Annotated in this window: 13 protein-coding genes; 8 read left to right on the top strand and 5 right to left on the bottom strand. The window is 70.2% G+C overall.

Annotated features, from left to right (window positions below; all coding sequences use genetic code 11):
* Positions 1-107 precede the first annotated feature (107 nt).
* The 4 genes from ACFY9E_RS06875 to ACFY9E_RS06860 all read left to right on the top strand — a co-directional run bounded on the left by ACFY9E_RS06875 (position 108) and on the right by ACFY9E_RS06860 (position 5,278).
* A complete protein-coding gene (locus ACFY9E_RS06875) occupies positions 108-1,046 on the top strand; it encodes a PfkB family carbohydrate kinase (RefSeq protein ID WP_390980021.1) in 939 nt (312 codons plus the stop codon).
* A 299-nt stretch (positions 1,047-1,345) separates the two neighbouring features.
* Positions 1,346-3,397: an amino acid permease gene (locus tag ACFY9E_RS06870; protein ID WP_390980019.1), complete on the top strand. Its 2,052-nt coding sequence runs from the start codon at positions 1,346-1,348 to the stop codon at positions 3,395-3,397.
* Between the two features lie 144 nt (positions 3,398-3,541).
* Positions 3,542-4,870: a TRAM domain-containing protein gene (locus tag ACFY9E_RS06865; protein WP_390980017.1), complete on the top strand. Its 1,329-nt coding sequence runs from the start codon at positions 3,542-3,544 to the stop codon at positions 4,868-4,870.
* Between the two features lie 138 nt (positions 4,871-5,008).
* Positions 5,009-5,278 carry a hypothetical protein gene (locus tag ACFY9E_RS06860; RefSeq protein WP_390980323.1) on the top strand — a complete coding sequence of 90 codons (270 nt, stop codon included), beginning with the start codon at positions 5,009-5,011 and terminating at the stop codon, positions 5,276-5,278.
* A 200-nt stretch (positions 5,279-5,478) separates the two neighbouring features.
* On the opposite strand, the gene ACFY9E_RS06855 is transcribed toward ACFY9E_RS06860, so the two are convergent.
* Positions 5,479-9,990: a DUF6531 domain-containing protein gene (locus tag ACFY9E_RS06855; RefSeq protein WP_390980015.1), complete on the bottom strand. Its 4,512-nt coding sequence runs from the start codon at positions 9,988-9,990 to the stop codon at positions 5,479-5,481.
* Between the two features lie 82 nt (positions 9,991-10,072).
* On the opposite strand from ACFY9E_RS06855, the gene ACFY9E_RS06850 reads away from it, so the two are divergent.
* From ACFY9E_RS06850 to ACFY9E_RS06840, 3 genes are all read left to right on the top strand, one after another.
* Positions 10,073-11,257, top strand: a complete 1,185-nt coding sequence (locus ACFY9E_RS06850) for a DUF6183 family protein (protein ID WP_390980013.1) — start codon at positions 10,073-10,075, stop codon at positions 11,255-11,257.
* 194 nt (positions 11,258-11,451) lie between these two features.
* On the top strand, positions 11,452-11,682 hold the full coding sequence (locus ACFY9E_RS06845) for a hypothetical protein (RefSeq protein WP_390980011.1): 231 nt from the start codon (positions 11,452-11,454) through the stop codon (positions 11,680-11,682).
* 103 nt (positions 11,683-11,785) lie between these two features.
* On the top strand, positions 11,786-12,352 hold the full coding sequence (locus ACFY9E_RS06840) for an isochorismatase family protein (RefSeq protein ID WP_390980009.1): 567 nt from the start codon (positions 11,786-11,788) through the stop codon (positions 12,350-12,352).
* Positions 12,353-12,389: 37 nt separating this feature from the next.
* Here the strand turns inward: ACFY9E_RS06840 and ACFY9E_RS06835 are convergent, their stop codons facing one another.
* The 4 genes from ACFY9E_RS06835 to ACFY9E_RS06820 form a co-directional block, all read right to left on the bottom strand.
* Positions 12,390-13,421: a substrate-binding domain-containing protein gene (locus ACFY9E_RS06835; protein ID WP_390980007.1), complete on the bottom strand. Its 1,032-nt coding sequence runs from the start codon at positions 13,419-13,421 to the stop codon at positions 12,390-12,392.
* 64 nt (positions 13,422-13,485) lie between these two features.
* Positions 13,486-14,313: an ATP-binding cassette domain-containing protein gene (locus ACFY9E_RS06830; protein ID WP_390980005.1), complete on the bottom strand. Its 828-nt coding sequence runs from the start codon at positions 14,311-14,313 to the stop codon at positions 13,486-13,488.
* Entirely contained in the window at positions 14,310-15,323 is a 1,014-nt protein-coding gene (locus tag ACFY9E_RS06825; RefSeq protein ID WP_390980003.1) for an ABC transporter permease, read from the bottom strand. Before ACFY9E_RS06825 ends, ACFY9E_RS06830 begins: the two co-directional genes overlap by 4 nt.
* Positions 15,324-15,504: 181 nt before the next feature.
* A complete protein-coding gene (locus ACFY9E_RS06820; protein ID WP_390980001.1) occupies positions 15,505-16,539 on the bottom strand; it encodes a substrate-binding domain-containing protein in 1,035 nt (344 codons plus the stop codon).
* A gap of 282 nt (positions 16,540-16,821) precedes the next feature.
* Here ACFY9E_RS06820 and ACFY9E_RS06815 point away from each other — a divergent pair, with 282 nt between their 5' ends.
* The gene (locus ACFY9E_RS06815; protein ID WP_390979999.1) at positions 16,822-17,784 is read left to right on the top strand and encodes a PfkB family carbohydrate kinase; all 963 of its coding nucleotides are present in this window, start codon (positions 16,822-16,824) and stop codon (positions 17,782-17,784) included.
* The last annotated feature ends 187 nt before the right edge of the window (positions 17,785-17,971 follow it).

The raw sequence follows: 17,971 nt of genomic DNA, 5'->3' as shown, positions 1-17,971 counted from the left end.
GCCCTCCGGGGGCGGTGCCGCGTTCGACTGCCGACTCCAACGTATCCGCAAAGTCGAGGGGGTTGCCCAGGGCCCTGCCGGGCCGTGGGCCGGGGGAGGAACCTGCCATGAGTACCGAGATCGACGTCCTCGTGCTGGGCGGCGCGGGTGTGGACACCATCGTCCACGTGCCCGAGCTGCCCGTGCCGTTCGCGGACAGCCACATGATCCGGCCCGGGATCGTGACCCGGGCGGGCCAGAGCGGGGACTTCGTGGCCCTCGGGACGAGCGCGCTGGGTCTGCGCACCCACCACCTCGACCTGCTCGGCGACGACCCCGAGGGCGACCTCGTCCGCGCGCTGCACCGGGAGCACGGCATCGGACTCACCGCCGTCCCGCAGCCGCTCGGCACCAAACGCGCGGTCAACCTCGTCGGCCCCGACGGCAGACGGTCCTCCCTCTACGACGCCACCCGGGCCGCCGACACCGACCGGCTGCCCGAGGCCACGGTGCGCGCGCTCGCGGCCGTCAGCCGGCACGCCCACGTCGTCATCACCCAGCCGTGCGCCCACACGCTGCCCGCCCTGCGCGCTTCAGGCCTCACGATCTCCACCGACCTGCACGACTGGGACGGCGACAACCCCTACCACGAGCCCTTCGCCCACCAGGCCGACCTGGTCTTCCTGTCCACCACCGCCCTCACCGACCCGGAACGGACCATGCGGCGGATCACCGACCGGGGCAGGGCCCGGATCGTCGTCGCCACCGCCGGGGCGGACGGGGCGTACCTGCTGGCCGACGGGGAGCTCACCCACGTGCCCGCCGCCGTGCCCCCGGCCCCCGTCGTCGACTCCAACGGCGCGGGCGACGCCTTCGCCGCCGCGTTCCTCTACGCCTGGCTGAACGGCACCCCACCCCTGCGCAGCGCCCTGCACGGCACTGTGGCCGGCGCCTACGCCTGCACGATCCCGTCGACCCGGGCCGCCGGCATCGGGCGGGAGGAACTGAGCGCGGGAGTGGCGGGGCTGGAGCGGTCCGGGCGGCCGGGCGCCTCCCCGTCCTCCTAGCGCGCCCCCGGTGACACGTCCTTGCGGCGGCTGATGCTGCGGACGCTCGCGAGCGTCAGGATTCCGAGGGCGACGAGGGTGGCCGCGGCGCCGATCAGCTGGGCGGGCGTGTGCATGGGACCTCCAGGGGCGGCAACGGCCGGGAGACGGACGGGGCTTAGTCATATAGGCATGGGAAGCAAGTGACCTGCGGAATCCGCAGCCGCACAGCCCTGTGAATTCACTCGGAGAGCAGACGGGACGCCGATGAGGGGTGGCGGGTGGGCGACCCCGCAATCGAAGGCCTACGATCCTCTGTTGTGTCCAAACTGACCGACGTGCCCAAACGGATCCTGATCGGGCGCGCACTGCGCAGCGACCGGCTGGGTGAAACGCTCCTGCCGAAGCGCATCGCACTCCCCGTCTTCGCCTCCGACCCGCTGTCCTCCGTGGCGTACGCGCCCGGCGAGGTGCTGCTGGTCCTGTCGATCGCGGGCGTGACGGCGTACCACTTCAGCCCGTGGATCGCCGTCGCGGTCGTCGTGCTGATGTTCACCGTGGTGGCCTCGTACCGGCAGAACGTGCACGCCTACCCCAGCGGCGGCGGCGACTACGAGGTGGCGAACACCAACCTCGGTCCCAAGGCCGGCCTGACGGTCGCGAGCGCGCTGCTCGTCGACTACGTCCTCACCGTCGCGGTGTCGATCTCCTCCGGCATCGAGAACCTCGGCTCCGCGATCCCCTTCGTGGTGGAGCACAAAGTGCTCTGCGCGATCGGCGTGATCGTGCTGCTGACCCTGATGAACCTGCGCGGGGTGAAGGAGTCGGGCTCGCTGTTCGCGATTCCGACGTACATCTTCGTCGCGGGCGTCTTCACCATGATCGCCTGGGGCGCCTTCCGCGGCCTGGTCCTGGACGACACCATGCGGGCCCCCACGGCGGACTACGCCATCAAGCCCGAGCACGGAGGCTTGGCCGGCTTCGCCCTGGTCTTCCTGCTGCTGCGCGCCTTCTCCTCCGGCTGCGCCGCCCTCACCGGCGTCGAGGCCATCTCCAACGGCGTCCCGGCCTTCCGCAAGCCCAAGTCGAAGAACGCCGCGACCACCCTCGCCGCGATGGGCCTGCTGGCCGTCACCATGTTCTGCGGCATCATCGCGCTGGCCGCCGCGACCGACGTCCGCATGGCCGAGAACCCGGCCAAGGACCTCGTCCACAACGGTGTGCCGCTCGGTCCGGACTACGTCCAGAACCCGGTGATCTCCCAGGTCGCCGAGGCCGTCTTCGGCAAGGGCAGCCTCCTGTTCATCGTGCTGGCCGCGGCCACCGCGCTCGTGCTCTTCCTCGCCGCCAACACCGCCTACAACGGCTTCCCGCTGCTCGGCTCGATCCTCGCCCAGGACCGCTACCTGCCGCGCCAGCTGCACACCCGTGGCGACCGCCTTGCCTTCTCCAACGGCATCGTGCTCCTCGCCGGCGCCGCCGGACTGCTGGTCGGCATCTACGGCGCCGACTCCACCCGCCTGATCCAGCTGTACATCGTCGGCGTGTTCGTGTCCTTCACACTCAGCCAGACCGGCATGGTCCGGCACTGGAACCGCCACCTGGCCACGGAGAAGGACCAGGCCAAGCGCCGCCACATGATCCGCTCCCGCGCCATCAACGCCTTCGGCGCCTTCTTCACCGGCCTGGTGCTGGTCGTCGTCCTCCTCACCAAGTTCACCCACGGCGCCTGGGTCGCCCTGCTCGGCATGGTGATCTTCTACGCGACGATGACGGCCATCCGTAAGCACTACGACCGCGTCGCCGCCGAGATCGCCGCCCCCGAGGGCCCGAGCGACGACAGCGTACGGCCCTCCCGGGTCCACTCGGTCGTCCTGATCTCCAAGATCCACCGCCCGACGCTGCGCGCCCTGGCCTACGCCAAGCTGATGCGCTCGGACACCCTGGAGGCGCTGAGCGTCAACGTCGACCCGGCGGAGACCAAGGCCCTGCGCGAGGAGTGGGAGCGGCGCGGCATCGACGTACCGCTGAAGGTCCTCGACTCGCCCTACCGCGAGATCACGCGGCCGATCATCGAGTACGTCAAGAGCCTGCGCAAGGAGTCGCCGCGCGACGCGGTGTCCGTGATCATCCCCGAGTACGTCGTCGGCCACTGGTACGAGCACCTGCTGCACAACCAGAGCGCCCTGCGGCTGAAGGGCCGGCTGCTGTTCACACCCGGGATCATGGTGACCTCGGTGCCCTACCAGCTGCAGTCCTCCGAGGCGGCCAAGCGGCGGGCCCGCAGGCAGCAGGACTGGAACGCGCCGGGGTCGGTGCGGCGCGGTCCCGCGCAGGTGCGGTCGAAGGAGTCCACCGAGCACAAGTCGTGAGACGACGGCTCCTGCGACGAGTGCGATCCGTGTGACGGAAGGCTCGTGTGAAACGGCCGGGCGGCAGCCACGTAGACTGGTGGGCTGTTGTCCGGCCGTTTCCGTTCGGCCCTTTCCCCTCACGCGTTATGGAGTCACCCCGCCATGCAGGCAGAACCGAGGAAGTCGCTGGTGGGGGAGGAGTACGAGGTCGAGGTAGGCCCCGTCGCCCACGGCGGACACTGCATCGCCCGCACGTCCGAGGGCCAGGTGCTGTTCGTACGGCACGCGCTGCCCGGTGAGCGGGTCGTGGCGCGGGTGACGGAGGGCGAGCAGGGCGCACGGTTCCTGCGCGCGGACGCCGTGACGGTGCTCGACGCCTCCAAGGACCGGATCGACGAGCCCTGCCCGTTCGCCGGCCCCGGCCGCTGCGGCGGCTGCGACTGGCAGCACGCCAAGCCGGGCGCGCAGCGCCGCCTGAAGGCCGACGTCATCGCCGAACAGCTCCAGCACCTCGCCGGACTCACCCCGGAGGAGGCCGGCTGGGACGGCACGGTGCTGCCCGCCGAGGGCGACAAGGTGCCCGCGGGCCAGGTCCCCGCGTGGCGCACCCGCGTCCAGTACGCCGTCACCGCCGACGGCCGGGCGGGCCTGCGCCGGCACCGCTCGCACGAGGTGGAGCCGATCGACCACTGCATGATCGCCGCGGAGGGCGTGAGCGAGCTGGGCATCGAGAAGCGGGTCTGGACGGGCATGGACTCCGTCGAGGCGATCGCGGCGACGGGCTCCCAGGACCGCCAGGTGATCCTCACGCCGAAGCCGGGCGCACGCCTGCCGCTGGTCGAACTCGACCGCCCGGTCTCCGTCCTGCGCGTGGACGAGCGCTCCGGCGGTGTCCACCGCGTCCACGGCCGCCCCTTCGTCCGCGAGCGCGCGGACGGCCGCACGCACCGCGTCGGCAACGGCGGTTTCTGGCAGGTCCACCCGAAGGCCGCGGACACCCTGGTGACCGCGGTCATGCAGGGTCTGCTGCCCCGCAAGGGCGACATGGCCCTCGACCTGTACTGCGGCGTCGGCCTCTTCGCCGGCGCCCTCGCCGACCGCGTCGGCGACCAGGGCGCGGTCCTCGGCATCGAGTCCGGCAAGCGGGCGGTGGAGGACGCGCGGCACAACCTCGCCGAGTTCGACCGCGTCCGCATCGAACAGGGCAAGGTCGAGAGCGTGTTGCCGCGCACGGGCATCGAGGAGGTCGACCTGATCGTCCTCGACCCGCCGCGGGCGGGGGCCGGCCGCAAGACGGTTCAGCACCTGGCCTCGCTGGGCGCGCGGCGGATCGCGTACGTGGCGTGCGACCCGGCGGCGCTGGCGCGGGATCTGGGGTACTTCCGGGACGGGGGGTATCGGGTGCGGACGCTTCGGGCGTTCGATCTGTTTCCGATGACGTCGCATGTGGAGTGCGTCGCCATTCTGGAGCCAGTCCGAGAGACCGTCTGACCTGCGGGTCTAAGGGAATGACCGTCGGTTCGAAACGGATTTCGAGTTCAGCACGGACATCGCCGAGAACCGCATTCTGCGCGCCGCGGTGGAACGCCTCCTACGCGTGCGCGGCGTGCCCGGAGCCGCGCTCTCCGCCTGGCGGGACTTGGACTGGACAACGCTTCTGTCGCACATCTGCCGTGCGGGGTGCGGATGAACGGCTTCCTTTTCGATATGAACACGGTCTTCGAGGACTTCGTCTGCGTCGGGCTCCGGGAGGCCTTGAGTGTGTACGGGGGGCACGCCGCGCTGCAGGCCAGGAATGTCTACCTGGATGAAGCCGAGCTCATCCGGATGCGACCGGACCTCGCACGCGGGCCATATGGTGAGACACTCAGGGATCGCACTGCATCAGCATGCACTTGATCTTGACCGGCCCTCGTCGATGCCATAAGAGACATCCATGCACTGGCCGCACGCATGGTGCGACCTGGACTGGCCTGAGCTCGGTCGCGCCGGTATGTGCGGTTCAGGCGTACCACGTCACCGTAACTCCCGGCTTCTTGAGAGCTTGCCCTGAAGGTGCTCCTGTCTGCGGTCTGCATATCCGTCACCGACCGGCCCTCTCAGACCGGATACGCCGTGTGGATATGGCCGTCGCGGACGACGACTTCCACGTCTCTGGTCTCCCGCCCGCTGCCGTTGATGCCCACGGGCTCGCCGTGTTCGAAGCGGTGCAGGTGGCTGTCCTGCCCGGCCCTGGCACGCGGGTTGGGTATGGCCGGGGTGCCGTCGACGCCCTCGCGGAGCCGGCGACCCAGGACGAAGTCGTCGCCCTCCCAGAAGAAGTCCTCGTAGAACTCACCTGGCAGCGAGGGTTCGGGCCCCGTGGGATCGGCATTGTCCCGCACGCGGTCCTGGGCGCCGGGGCCGTGCTGGCCCTCGATATGAGCCTCGCGTTCCTCCGTGATGCCGTGCCTGCTGCTCTCGCAGCTCACCAGCCCCCACGGGTCCGTCCAGCGAAGGGGGTCGGGGACGTACGCGTGGTGGTTCGGTGCGGGAGCGAGGCCCAGAGGGTCGGGGCTGATGTAGCGGGCGTTCTCGGGGTCGTAGTAGCGGCGGAAGTTGTAATGGAGGCCGGTTTCCGGGTCGTGGTACTGACCCGGGAAGCGCAGAGGGCAGTCGACTGCATTCTCTGAGCCGCCTACCGGCGTGCCCCACAGCGTCGTGCGTGCCCGCCAGGCGATCCGGCCCTCCTCGTCGACCAGTTCGGTGGGGGTGCCGATCAAGTCGGTGACGATGGCGTAGAAGCGCCGGTCGACCTCGTCCTGGTCGACCTGCAGCAGCGCACGGTTGGTGCCGGGAGCCCATTCCCAGTTTTTGGTGGGGCCGCCGGCGGAGCCGCTCTGCTCCACCAGATGGGAGCCGTCCCAGGTGAAGAGGGTCTCCTCGACGGGTCGGCCAGAGTCGGACAGCAGGCGCTTGGCGACTCGACGGCCGAGGGCGTCGTAGACGTACGCCCAGCGACGCCCGTCCGGGGTCGTGACCTGAGTGAGCCGGTCCTCGGCGTCCCACGCGTAGGTCCACTCCCGCGTTCCCCCGGACAGCAACTTGCGCGTCTGCCGGACCAGGCGCCCCTGTGCGTCGTGGACGTAGGTGATGTGGCCGGTCCTGCGGATGAGTGTGCCGTCGTGGACCCGTTCCCCCTGAGGGCCTTCCGGCACGTCCGCCCGGCTGACGTTGCCCGCCGCGTCGTAGGCGTAGCGCTCGGACCACCCGGTGGCGGAGACCGCTTCCACCCGGCCGAGACGGTCACGGCTGAACCGGCGAGTGCCGTGGGTCTGGTCCTCGATGGCGGTCAGGCCGCCGTCCTGTCCGTACGTGTACGAGCGGTGCAGCAGGGACCCGTCCGGCGAACTCGTGTCGGAGGCGCCTCGGCCCAGAACCCTCTGCTCGGCCAGACGGTGGCCGGCGTCCCACTCCTGCGTCAGCACCGCAGTCTCGCCGAGCCGCCGCTCGGTCTCGTGGCCCGAGGTTCCGTAGGTGAAGGACAGCGCGTTGTCGGCGAGTCGGACCCGGGTGGGCCGGTTGTTCGCGTCCCATTCCCAACGGCTGACGGCGCCCGACGGAGTTCGGCGTTCCGTCCGCCGGCCGAGTACGTCGTACGACGTGCGGACCGCGCGGCCGTTGCACTCTTCGGAGACGACACGGCCCACCACGTCGCGTGCGAACGTGAGCGTCGTCTCGGGGGTGACCGCTGTGATCAGTCGGCCGGAGGAGTCGTAGGCGAAGGTGGCGATCGCCTCGCCGGAGCGTCGCTCCACGACCCGGCCGCACGCGTCCCGCGAGTATGCGGTGATCTCGCCCGCGCCGTTGGTGCGCTGGATCAGACGGCCCGCCGCGTCGTAGGCGTAGGCGACGGCGCGGCCGTTGAAGTCCACTTCGCCAACGAGGCGGCCCGCCGCGTCGTACGTGTACGACCACACCGCACCCGACGCGCTCGTCACGGACGTGAGCCGCAGTTCGGTGTCGTACGCGAACAGCGTCGTCGAGCCGTCCGCCTCCGTCCTGGAGCGAAGCCGGTCGAAGTGGGTGAAGGCGTGGGTCGTGGTCCGGCCGTCGAGGCCGGTGTAGCGGACGATGTTGCCCTCACCGTCGTAGGACCAGCTCTCGCTGCTGCCGTCGGCCATGATCCGCTCAGCGGGGTAGCCCTCCACCGTCCAGGTGGTGCGCGTCGTCGCACCGGCGGCGTCGACGGTGCCGACGATGCGGCCGAAGGCGTCGCGAGTGACATGGGACGTACCGCCCATTGGCGCGGTGACGGAGTCGGGCAGCCCCAGTGGCCCCGGGTGGACGCGGTGGGTCGCTCCCAGGGCGTTGGTGACGCCGAGCAGGCCACCGGAGGGTTCATAGGCGTAGGTGGTGACGGCACCATCGGCGTCGACGGTCGCTGTCGGGTGGCCGTGCTCGTCGTACGCGTAGCCACGTCTGCCGCCGTTCGGCAGAGTGATCCACAGGGGGCGGTCGGAGGAGTCGTACTCGCAGGTGGTGGCCGTGCCGTCAGGGCGGACCACGGAGATGAGGTTGCCGCGCTCGTCGTAGCTGAAACGGGACGTGTGGCCCAGCGGATTCGTGCGCGAGAGCAGCCGGTTGTACGCGTCCCACTCGGCGTGGGTGGTGTTGCCGAGGGGGTCGGTCTGGGCGACGACCTGCCGGCGCTCGTTGTACCGGTAGGTCGTGGTGTGGCCCAGAGAGTCGGTGTACCGGGTCTCCCGGTTTGCCGGGTCGTATGCGATGGAGCAGGACAGGAACCCGTCGGCGCCTTCACCGCGTATGCACCGGTCCTGGTCGTCGTAGGTGAAGCGGTACCAGGTGTCGTTGCGGTCGCTCCAGGATGTGATGCGTCCCTGGATGTCGTAGGCGTACCGGAGGGGGAGGCCGCTGGAGTTGTGGATCTCGGTGAGGTGACCCTCGGGGCTGTAGCCGTAGCGCCGCAGGGTCGTGCCGTCCGGCCCGGCCTCCTCGTCGCGCAGCCGCAGGCCGACTATGCGGTCGCCCTCGGTGTCGATGTGCACGTGGCGGCCGCCGGAGTCGTGAACGGCGGTGGGGGTGCCGGTCTCGTCCCGGTCGATGCCGATGCGCCGTCCACCGCGGTCGGTCACCGCGGCCAGGGGAAGGGTGAAAGCCTCCTGCGCGGCGACAGATCCGGCGAGCGGGGCGAAGTGGCGGGTGCGTCCGGAGGCCGGGTCGGTGATGCGGATGGGGGTGTCGGGGGAGCCGTCCCAGTCCAGCGGCCAGCGCGGGCCCTCCGTCGGCATGACCGACTCACCGGGGGCGGGCACGGGATACACGAGGATCATGCCGTCTTCAGCGGCGAAGACGACGCCTTCCCCGTCCAGTTCGAGACGCTCGTCGAACGTCGAGGCCCAGGACGGACCGAACCACTGGCCCCAGGTGTACGTCGAGAGATGCGTGCGCCGCAGCACGAGCGGAAGGAGCCCGGGCAGCTCCACGTCGGTCTCCTCCACGAGCATCTCGCCGGAGACCATGTCGACGGGATCGCCGTTCTTGCACCGCCCCTTGGCCGGCTTGCTCTTGCCGACCGCGTCGTCGGCTCCCTTGCGCAGGCCTCGTCCCAGGCCCTTGGCCATCGCTTTGAGGCCACCCTTGCCCAGGGCTTTCGCGCCCGTCGCGAGCTTGCCGAGCGTGGTGATGCCCTTGCCGCCGGGTATGCAGTCCAGGGCCGCGAATCCCACGTCCCACAGGGACGCTTGGCCTTTGCGATATTTGTCGAGCGTGTCGGCGAGGACGACGAGGGCGGCCACGACGACGATCGCGGCCAGGATCGGCCCGCCGATGATCATCGCGATGACGCCGACGACCGTGACGACGACCTTGCAGACTGCAACGATGGTGTCCCAGTTGTCGGTGAACCAGTCGCCGATGTCCTCCCACCACGACCGGTTCTGGATGCCGGCGTCGGACGCCTCGTCGATCTTGTTCTTGGCCTCGCGGGCGGCGTCCTCGCGCATCTTGCGGGCGTCTTCGGCCATCTTCTTCGCCGCGTCCAGGGCACTCTGGGCGTCATCGACGGCCGACTGAGCGTTCGTCTGCGCCGTCTTGGCGTGCTGGACGTCCCGGGTGGCGGCCCGCACCCTGGCCTCGTCCGGTTTGTCGGCGTCCGACTTGCTGCCGGTCGGGTCGTCCTGGTACTTGTCGGCCTCCTTGGACGCCCGGGTCACCCAGGAGTCGGCCGACGAGAGCCTCGACTGCGCCGAGGAGAGGTCCGTGCGGGCCTCGCGCGCCTTCACCAGCGCCTTGTCCGCCAGCGCCTGGGCGCGCTCCAGCTTCGGCCAGAAGTCCGCGAGGGCGTCGCCGCACATCCCGTAGGACTTCTCCAGCTTCTTCAAGTTCTTCGGGACGCCCGAGAACTCCTCCTTGAAGACCGTGGCCGACTTGCCCGCCCACTCCGCCAGGGTGCTCTCGCCCGCCATGCCCTTGACCAGACGCAACGCGTCGGACACGTCGTCGGCGAAGTCGTGCAGGACCTTGGCGAGCTTGCGCACCCGTTGCGGATCGCCGGGGGTCGGATCCTTGTCCAGATCCAGGACATGCCAATCCGTTGGCCGGTTTTCCACGTTCTTCCCCCGTCGCCTGGCTCCCTCAAGGCACGTGTGCCTCCGCAAAGTTACTTGATCTGCTGCTCGTAGACTCGGGGGCGTGAGCCACAACGAAGAGACGCCCGGCGACAGCCCTTCCGATCGCCATCGCCGGGAGCGGCCCGGGCCGGAGTCGCAGCATCTGGCTGAGCTCGGACCGGAAGGAATGTACGAAGCGGCGGAGCGGCTGTGCCGGACGGCGGCCGGCGACGGGCCCCGTGGAGCCTCCGTGGCGCGGACCGTCGGGCGGATCGCCGAGACCCTCGCCGACACGCGTTCGCGGGACTGTGTGACGTTTGCTGTGGACCTCGTGAGTCGGCTGCTGCCCGAAGGGGCCATGTCCCCCGGCGAAGGCGATCGACTGCTGCGTTCTGTGGCCGCGAAGCTGGTCAAGGCTCAGCATCTGCGGGACATCGAGCCTCTGTTCGGCGAGTTGCCGGACGGGGTCCTGGGTCCGGCGGTCGAGCTGCGCGCCTGTCTCCTCGGAGAGCTGGCGCTGATCGGCTCGGGGACCGGTCGGCGCTCCCTGGACGCGTACGCCGAGAAGCTGCGTGAGCTGGAGCACCCGCTGGCCCGGCTACCCAGGACGCGACTGGACATCGAACACCGGTTCACCGTGCGTGTCCGGGGACTGGGGCCGATCAAGACCGCGAAGCAGCTCCGGTCGCGTTTCCCGGAGGCTCCCTCGACCGACGGCGGTGCGGTCGCCGGTCGCGGTGCCGGGGACGCTCGGAACGACGGACGGGCGAACGCGGTCGCCCGGCCTTTCAGGGCCGGCGGATGGGCCCGTGAGCCCGAAGCACGGTTCTTCACGCTGCCGAGCCCGCTCAGCCCCGACGACTTCGGCATCTCCTTCCTCAAGGAACTGCCCCTGCGCTGCCTGGAAGGTGAGGGCAGCCGCCGGGGAAGCGCGCTCGCCTGCGCGACGACACCCGACGATGTTCTCAACGAACTCTTCTCGGCGTCGTACGTCGGCGGGGTGAGCGGCCAGGGGCAGGGCGGTGCGTACGCGCGGCTGTATGCCTGGGAGAGTCTCTGCGGGCTCATGGGGTTGCCCACCGGGGTACCTCTCCTGGAAGCGGTGCGGCGCGCCGCGGATCACCGGTGGCTGCGGTTCATGGCGTTCACGGACTGGTTCCACCACGACACGTCGGACGTGGCCTTCGCCGCACTCGATCCCACCCGGACCCGGGTCGCGGTGCTGGCGGCGACCGATACCGATGTCGATCGCGACGTTCTTGAGTAGCCACCGGCGGATAGGGTTCTCCGGTTCGGCGCCGTAACCAGGCAGGGTTGTTTGCCTGCGCGTCGGCCGGCTCGCGGCACCGCCGGAGATCATCGCCTCGCGGGCCGCCCCCGCCGCTCTGGGCGACACCGGCACACCCGTCGAGGCGGTCCGCGACTACTGGCGCCGGGGCGCGCTACTCCATCTTCGAGTCCATGGTCGACCTCCCCGACCACGGCAAGCTGCTCGACCGGTACCTCGCGCTCCCCGCGCCGAAGATGTTCGTGTACGGCGAGCAGAACGACTCGCTGTCCCACCTCCCGGCGCTGGCCGAAGGCGGTGTCGAGCTCGCCGGGATCAGCCGCTGCGCGCATGTCCCGATGTACTCCAACGCACCGCAGAGGTGGGCCCGCATCATTGGCCTCGTCTCACGCGCCGACGCCTGATCTTGCCGGCTCTCGGGCCCCACCATCGTGCCCGGGGCCCGTAGGATCCGACCAGCGGAACCCGGCCCGTTCCACCACCGAACGACTGTGTCCTGGAGGCGACTTGAGCAGCGCACTTCTCGTGATGGACGTCCAGCGGGCCATCGTGGACATCGCCGACGACGGCTCCGGATACCTGCCGCGACTGCGCAGGGCCATCGACGGCGCCCGGGCGGCGGACATCCCCGTGATCTACGTGGTGATCGCGCTGCGTCCCGGCTTCCCGGAGGTCGGGACGCGCAACAGGGCTCTCACGGCCATCGCGCAGGCCGGCCTCTACGTCGAGGGCGCTCCGGGCACCGAGATCCACCCCGAGGTCGCGCCCCGGCCGGGTGACGTGGTGGTCACCAAGAGGCGGGCGAGCGCGTTCTCCGGCAGCGATCTCGACGTGGTGCTGCGGGCGCGCGGTGTCGACAGCCTCGTGCTCACCGGCATCGCCACCAGCGCCGTGGTGCTGTCCACCCTGTGCCGGGCGAACGACCTGGACTTCGGGCTCACCGTCCTCTCCGACGCCTGCCTGGACACCGACCCGGAGGTGCACCGGGTCCTCATCGAGCGACTGTTCCCGCAGTGGGCGGATGTCGTCACCGTCGACGAGTGGGTCGAGTCGGTGTCCCGCCCGGCCGCATGACCGGGGTGGATGTCGCGCTCCGACGGAGACGGCCCGCTCATGCGTCCCGCGTGCCGGGCGCCCGCTGTTCGCCCGAGCCTCGGACGATCAGGCGGGTGGGGACGGTGACGGTCCGTGCCCGGGACCGGTCGCCGTCGAGGCGGGCGAGGGCGGTCGCCGCCGCGGTCCTGCCGATTTCCCCGGGGTCCTGGGCCACGACGGTCAGCGCCGGTTCGAGGGCTTCGGCGAGCGAGACGTCGTCGAAGGCCACGAAGGCGACGTCCTTGCGCTTGCTGCGGGCGAGTTCGGCCACTATCCCCAGCGCCATGATGTTGTTGCCCGCGTACAGGGCCGTGGGCGGATCGGCCAGGTCGAGCAGTTTCGCGGTCGCCGCCTCGGCGCCCTGCTGGTCGTGTGCGCTGACGACGAGTGAGCGGTCGTAGGAGATATCGGCTTGCTGAAGGGCCGCGCGGTAGCCGGCCAGGCGTTCGCGGCGGGTGTAGAGCTTGGTGGGCAGGTCGCCGATGAAGCCGATGCGCCGGTGTCCATGGGCGATCAGGTGGGCGACGCCCTCGTGGGAGCCGTCCCGGTTGGAGCTGACGACACTGTCCGTGGCCAGGCCCGCGCCGGGACGGTCGATGAAGACCACGGGCAGTCCCGCGGTGCGGTGGGCCTTGAGATGGGAGTGGTCGGCGCCGACGGACGGTACGACCATGAGGATGCTGACGCGGCGGGCGAGGAACTTGTCGGTCAACGAGCGCTCACGGTCGGGATCGTCCGCGGAGGAGCCCACGAGCAGGGTCAGGCCACGGTCGCGGACCGTGTCCTCGATACTCCTGGCCACGGCCCCGAAAAAGGGGTTGGCCAGGTCGGGGACCACCAGTCCGATCGTGGTGTCTGGCCCTCCCACCCGGATGTTGCGGGCCATGAGGTTCGGCTGAAAGCCGAGTTTGGCAACGGCGGCGAGAACCTGTTCCCTGGTCTGTTCGGAGGTGTACCCGTCCTCGTTGAGAACCCGGGAGACGGTCTTGGCGCTGACGCCCACTTCTCGGGCGACGTCTGCCATGGTCGGGCGGCGGTTCGCTGCCATGGAGGAAACAGTCTCCTGTGCTCGTCGGTCCCGGCCGCGGCCTCGGCCGGTACCTGTGAGTGCTTCAGTTGGCCTGGACTCCCGCGGCCTTCGCCGCCGCGGAATCCGCTACGACAGTATCCCCGGCCGCGTCGACGGTGAGTGCGCCGGTCATGATGGCCACGACCTCCGCCATGGAGTAGTCGGTCGGCTTGATCACGGCGGCGCGCCGGCCCAGCCGGTGGACGTGGATCCGGTCGGCGATCTCGAAGACGTGCGGCATGTTGTGGCTGATCAGAACCACCGGCATGCCCTTGTCGCGGACCCGGCGGATGAGGTCGAGGACCTGTCCGGACTCCTTGACGCCGAGGGCGGCGGTGGGCTCGTCCATGACGACGACACTGCGGGCCCAGGCGACGGAACGGGCGACCGCGACGGCCTGCCGCTGTCCGCCGGAGAGCGTCTCGACCGACTGGGTCAGCGAGCGCAGGCCGATCTTCAGGTCGGCCATGTGCTCGGCGGCCTCCTGGCGCATGCGCTTCTTGTCCAGCATGCGGAAGACACTGCCGAGGACACCGGGGCGGCGGAGTTCACGCCCGAGGAACATGTTCGAGGCGATGTCCATGGACGCGGCCACGGCCAGGTCCTGATAGACCGTCTCGATGCCGTGGGCGCGGGCACTCTGCGGCCCGGAGAACTGGATCGGCTCGCCGTTGAGGCGGATCTCGCCCTCGTCCGGGACCACCGCACCGGTGAGTGCCTTGATCAGGCTGGTCTTGCCCGCTCCGTTGTCCCCGATGACGGCGAGGACCTCGCCGGGCATCAGGTCGAAGTCGGCGCCGTCGATGGCGGTGACATGGCCGTAGCGCTTGACCAGACCGCGGGCCTGAAGGACGGGAGTGGGGGAGGTCATCGGGCCTTCTTCCGGGAGATCTGGTCGACGGTCACCGCGAGGATCACCAGGACGCCGGTGATCAGGGTCTGGTAGATGGAGGCGACGCCCATCAGCTGAAGTCCGTTGCGGAAGACACCGACGATGAGGACGCCGATGAAGGTGCCCAGCACCGAACCGCGTCCGCCGAAGAGGCTGGTGCCGCCGAGGACCACGGCGGTGATGCTGTCGAGGTTGTCGGTCTGCCCCGCCTGGGGGTCGCCGACTCCGGTGCGGGAGATGAGCAGCAGGGCGGCGATGCCGTAGAGCAGGCCGGCCGTGGTGTAGACGCCGATGGTCAGGCGGGAGGTGCGGATGCCGTTGAGCCGCGCCGCTTCCTGGCTGTTGCCCAGGGCGTAGACGTGACGGCCCCAGCCGGTGCTGCTCAGCGCGTAGGCGAGGAGCAGGAACAGGGCGATGGTGACCAGGGAGCCGTAGGTGATGTCGGTGTGGCCGAGCGGGAAGGTCTGCCCGAGGGCCGTCAGCGGGCCGGGCAGGTTGGTGACCGTCTGCTCCTCGGAGTAGATGTGGGTCAGCGCGAACGCCACGTTGAGCATGCCGAGGGTGACGATGAACGGCGGCAGCGGGATCTTCTGCACCAACAGCCCGTTGAGCAGCCCGAATCCGCCGCAGACGCCGATGCCCACGGCGATGGCGACGAGCGGGGGCAGCGAGCCCTCGGCGGCCATCTTGGCGATCATGATGCTGCCGAACGCCATCACCGCACCGCACGACAGGTCGATGCCCGCCGTGAGGATGATCAAGGTCTGGCCGATGGCGAGGGTGCCGACGACCATGACCTGCTGCACGATCAGCGAGAAGTTGCCGCCCGTGAGGAACTGCTCGGTCGAGAAGGAGAAGAAGGCGCAGGCCAGGAGGAGGGCGGCCAGGGGGCCGGTGGTGGGTGCCGTGAGCAGCCGGCGGGCCGTGGTCGGCGCTTTGAGCCCGGCGTACGGCGAGGACGTGCTCGGAGGCGTGGACGTGGCGGTCATGCGAAGTCCTTGTCGGAAGACAGAGTCCTTGTCCGTCCCCGTCCGCCCTCGGCGGAGGAGCCGGAGGAAGCGGAGAAGCCGGAGGACAAGGGAACGAGGGGGCGGCCGTCCCCTCGGTCGGGGAGGAGGGGCCGGCCGCCCCGAGGGCAGCGAGGCGGCGTCGTGGGGTCGTCGGGTCGGCTCAGCCCCAGCAGTTCTCCAAGCCGTAGCCGGTGTCCTTGGACGCGACCCCGTCCTGCGCCTTGTCGGTGATCAGCGTGACGCCCGTGTCGGTGTAACCGGACGCCTTCTTGCCGTCCTTGGCGAACGTCACGACGGCCTTGACGCCCTCGGCGGCCATCTTCAGCGGGTACTGCTGCGAGGTCGCGGCGATCTTGCCGTCCTTGACCGCCTGGGTGCCGGTGCAGCCGCCGTCGACGGAGACGATCAGCACGTCCTTCTCCCGGCCCTTGGCCTTGAGCGCGGTGTACGCGCCCAGGGCGGCCGGTTCGTTGATCGTGTAGACGACGTTGATGCCGGGTTCCTTCTGGAGGCAGTTCTCCATGGCGGTCTGGCCCTTGGCCTGGTCGCCTCCGGTGTCCTGGGCGCAGGCGACGTCCTTGTCGGTGGCGCCGAAGCCCTTGAGGAAGCCGTTGTGCCGCTGGACGCCGACGGAGACGCCCGGCGCCAGGTCGAGGGTGGCGATCTTGGCGGACTTGCCCTTCATGGCGGCCTTGGCGTATTCGCCGATCAGCTCGCCCGCCTTGAGGTTGTCGGTGGCGAAGAGGGCGTCGACCGCGCTCTCCGGGTCGGTCGGGGTGTCCAGGGCGATGACCAGAACACCCTTGGCCTTGGCCTTCTCGATCGCGGGCACGATCGCCTTCGAGTCGCTCGGAGTGATCAGGATGCCCTTCACACCGGCGGCGACCATGTTCTCCAGGGCGGTGACCTGACCGGCGTTGTCCCCGTCGAACTTGCCTGCGGCGGTGGACAGTTCGGCGCCGTTCTCCTTGGCGGCCTTCTCCGCGCCCTCCTTCATCTTCACGAAGAACGGGTTGGTGTCGGTCTTGGTGATCAGGCCGACCTTGACGCTGCCCGAGCCGGAGCCCGAGGAGCCCGAGGAGCCCGAGGAGCCCGAACCGGAGCCGGATCCGCAGGCCGTCAGAGTGAGGGCCGCGACACCCGCGACGGCGGCCGCTCTGAGGAGGGAGGAGGACAGACGAGTGGTGCGAGGCATGTTCGACTCCTGAGGTGTGGCGAGCGGCAGGGGGCTGTCGTCAGAGCTGGCCGCCCGGGGTGTCATCGTTGACTTATGTCATCGTTGACACCGCATGGCGAGGATGATGGACTCCGTCTCCCGGAAACGTCAATGCCCTGCGTTCGTCACAAATCGGCAAACACCTCGGGACCTCCCCGCAGTGATGGCGGCGGACACCGCGGCCGCCCCCACCGACGCCCCCCGTCAGTAGCGCCACGACGCGCCCGGTGCGCCCGTACGTCCGTCAGAGAAGAGCAGCCCATGAGCCCGCGCCAGATCACCGTCCTGGGAGAGTGCGTCGCGGACGCGTTCGCCGAGCCCGCAAGCGCCTCCAACGAACTCGCCCTGCGGGTGCTGCCCGGCGGCGGACCTGCGAACACGGCCGTGTCACTGGCCCGGCTCGGCACCCCGGCCCGCTTCCTCGCGCGGCTGTCGGACGACGTCTTCGGCCGCCTGTTCCGTGCCCACCTGGAGACGTCCGGGGTGGACCTGTCGAGCGCCGTGCAGGCCGCGGAACCCAGCACCCTGGCCGTGGCGGAGCTGGACGCCCAGGGGCGGGCCGCGTTCTCCTTCCACGCGCAGAGCACGGCCGACTGGCAGTGGACGGCGGAGGAACTGGCGCGGGTGGACCTCTCCACGACCGCCTGCGTGCACACCGGGTCCCTGGCCCTGGTCCAGCAGCCCGGTGCGGCGGTGGTGGAGGACTTCCTGGCGGCGGCCGCCCCTCACGCGACCATCAGCATCGACCCCAACGTCCGGCCGCTGCTCGTCCACCCCGACGTCTACCGCGCCCGGCTGACGCACTGGTGCGGCCTCGCCGACGTGCTGCGGCTGAGCGAGGACGACCTGGACCTGTTGCTGCCGGGCACGCCGCCCGAGGAGGCGTGCGACATCTGGCACGCGGCCGGTGCGCGGCTCGTGGTGATCACGCGGGGCGGCGACGGCGCCCTGGCCTCGCTCGCCGGCGAACGGGTGGAGGTGCCTGCCGTGGAGACGAGTGTCGTCGACACGGTCGGGGCGGGAGACTCCTTCACGGCCGGGCTGCTGCACCACCTCGGCGTCCGTGGCCTCCTCGGTGGCCGTCTGACGGAGACCCGTCTCGGCGACATCGCGGAAGCCTGCCGATTCGCCACCCGGGTCGCGGCCCTGACCTGCTCGGTCGCCGGCCCGAACCCCCCGTGGCACGGCCAGTTGGAGCAGTTCGCCACAGCCGATCACGCATGACGGACAGGCGACTCGCGCAGCGGGCGTCACGGCAGAACCGTTGACGCGTCGGCCGCATTGCGTCCATCATCGGGCCACTCGATGTCATCGATGACACAAGTCAACGATGACATCCCTTCTCGGTGCGGTGGACGCCGGCGCCGGGAGGGCGTCACTCTCTGGCCGGTTCCGCCGCGGGCATCAAGCT

It is taken from the genome of Streptomyces sp. NPDC012466 (assembly GCF_042955215.1).
In the GTDB taxonomy this organism is placed as follows: domain Bacteria; phylum Actinomycetota; class Actinomycetes; order Streptomycetales; family Streptomycetaceae; genus Streptomyces.
Note: the sequence above shows the minus strand (reverse complement) of the source record. Positions and strands in the feature narration are given on the sequence as shown.

Bases quoted from the DNA above. Each gene is read 5' to 3' on its own strand.
- ACFY9E_RS06875 (WP_390980021.1), top strand. From the start codon at position 108: ATGAGTACCGAGATCGACGTCCTCGTGCTGGGCGGCGCGGGTGTGGAC.
- ACFY9E_RS06865 (WP_390980017.1), top strand. From the start codon at position 3,542: ATGCAGGCAGAACCGAGGAAGTCGCTGGTGGGGGAGGAGTACGAGGTC.
- ACFY9E_RS06845 (WP_390980011.1), top strand. From the start codon at position 11,452: ATGGTCGACCTCCCCGACCACGGCAAGCTGCTCGACCGGTACCTCGCG.
- ACFY9E_RS06835 (WP_390980007.1), bottom strand. From the start codon at position 13,421: ATGGCAGCGAACCGCCGCCCGACCATGGCAGACGTCGCCCGAGAAGTG.
- ACFY9E_RS06830 (WP_390980005.1), bottom strand. From the start codon at position 14,313: ATGACCTCCCCCACTCCCGTCCTTCAGGCCCGCGGTCTGGTCAAGCGC.
- ACFY9E_RS06825 (WP_390980003.1), bottom strand. From the start codon at position 15,323: ATGACCGCCACGTCCACGCCTCCGAGCACGTCCTCGCCGTACGCCGGG.
- ACFY9E_RS06820 (WP_390980001.1), bottom strand. From the start codon at position 16,539: ATGCCTCGCACCACTCGTCTGTCCTCCTCCCTCCTCAGAGCGGCCGCC.
- ACFY9E_RS06815 (WP_390979999.1), top strand. From the start codon at position 16,822: ATGAGCCCGCGCCAGATCACCGTCCTGGGAGAGTGCGTCGCGGACGCG.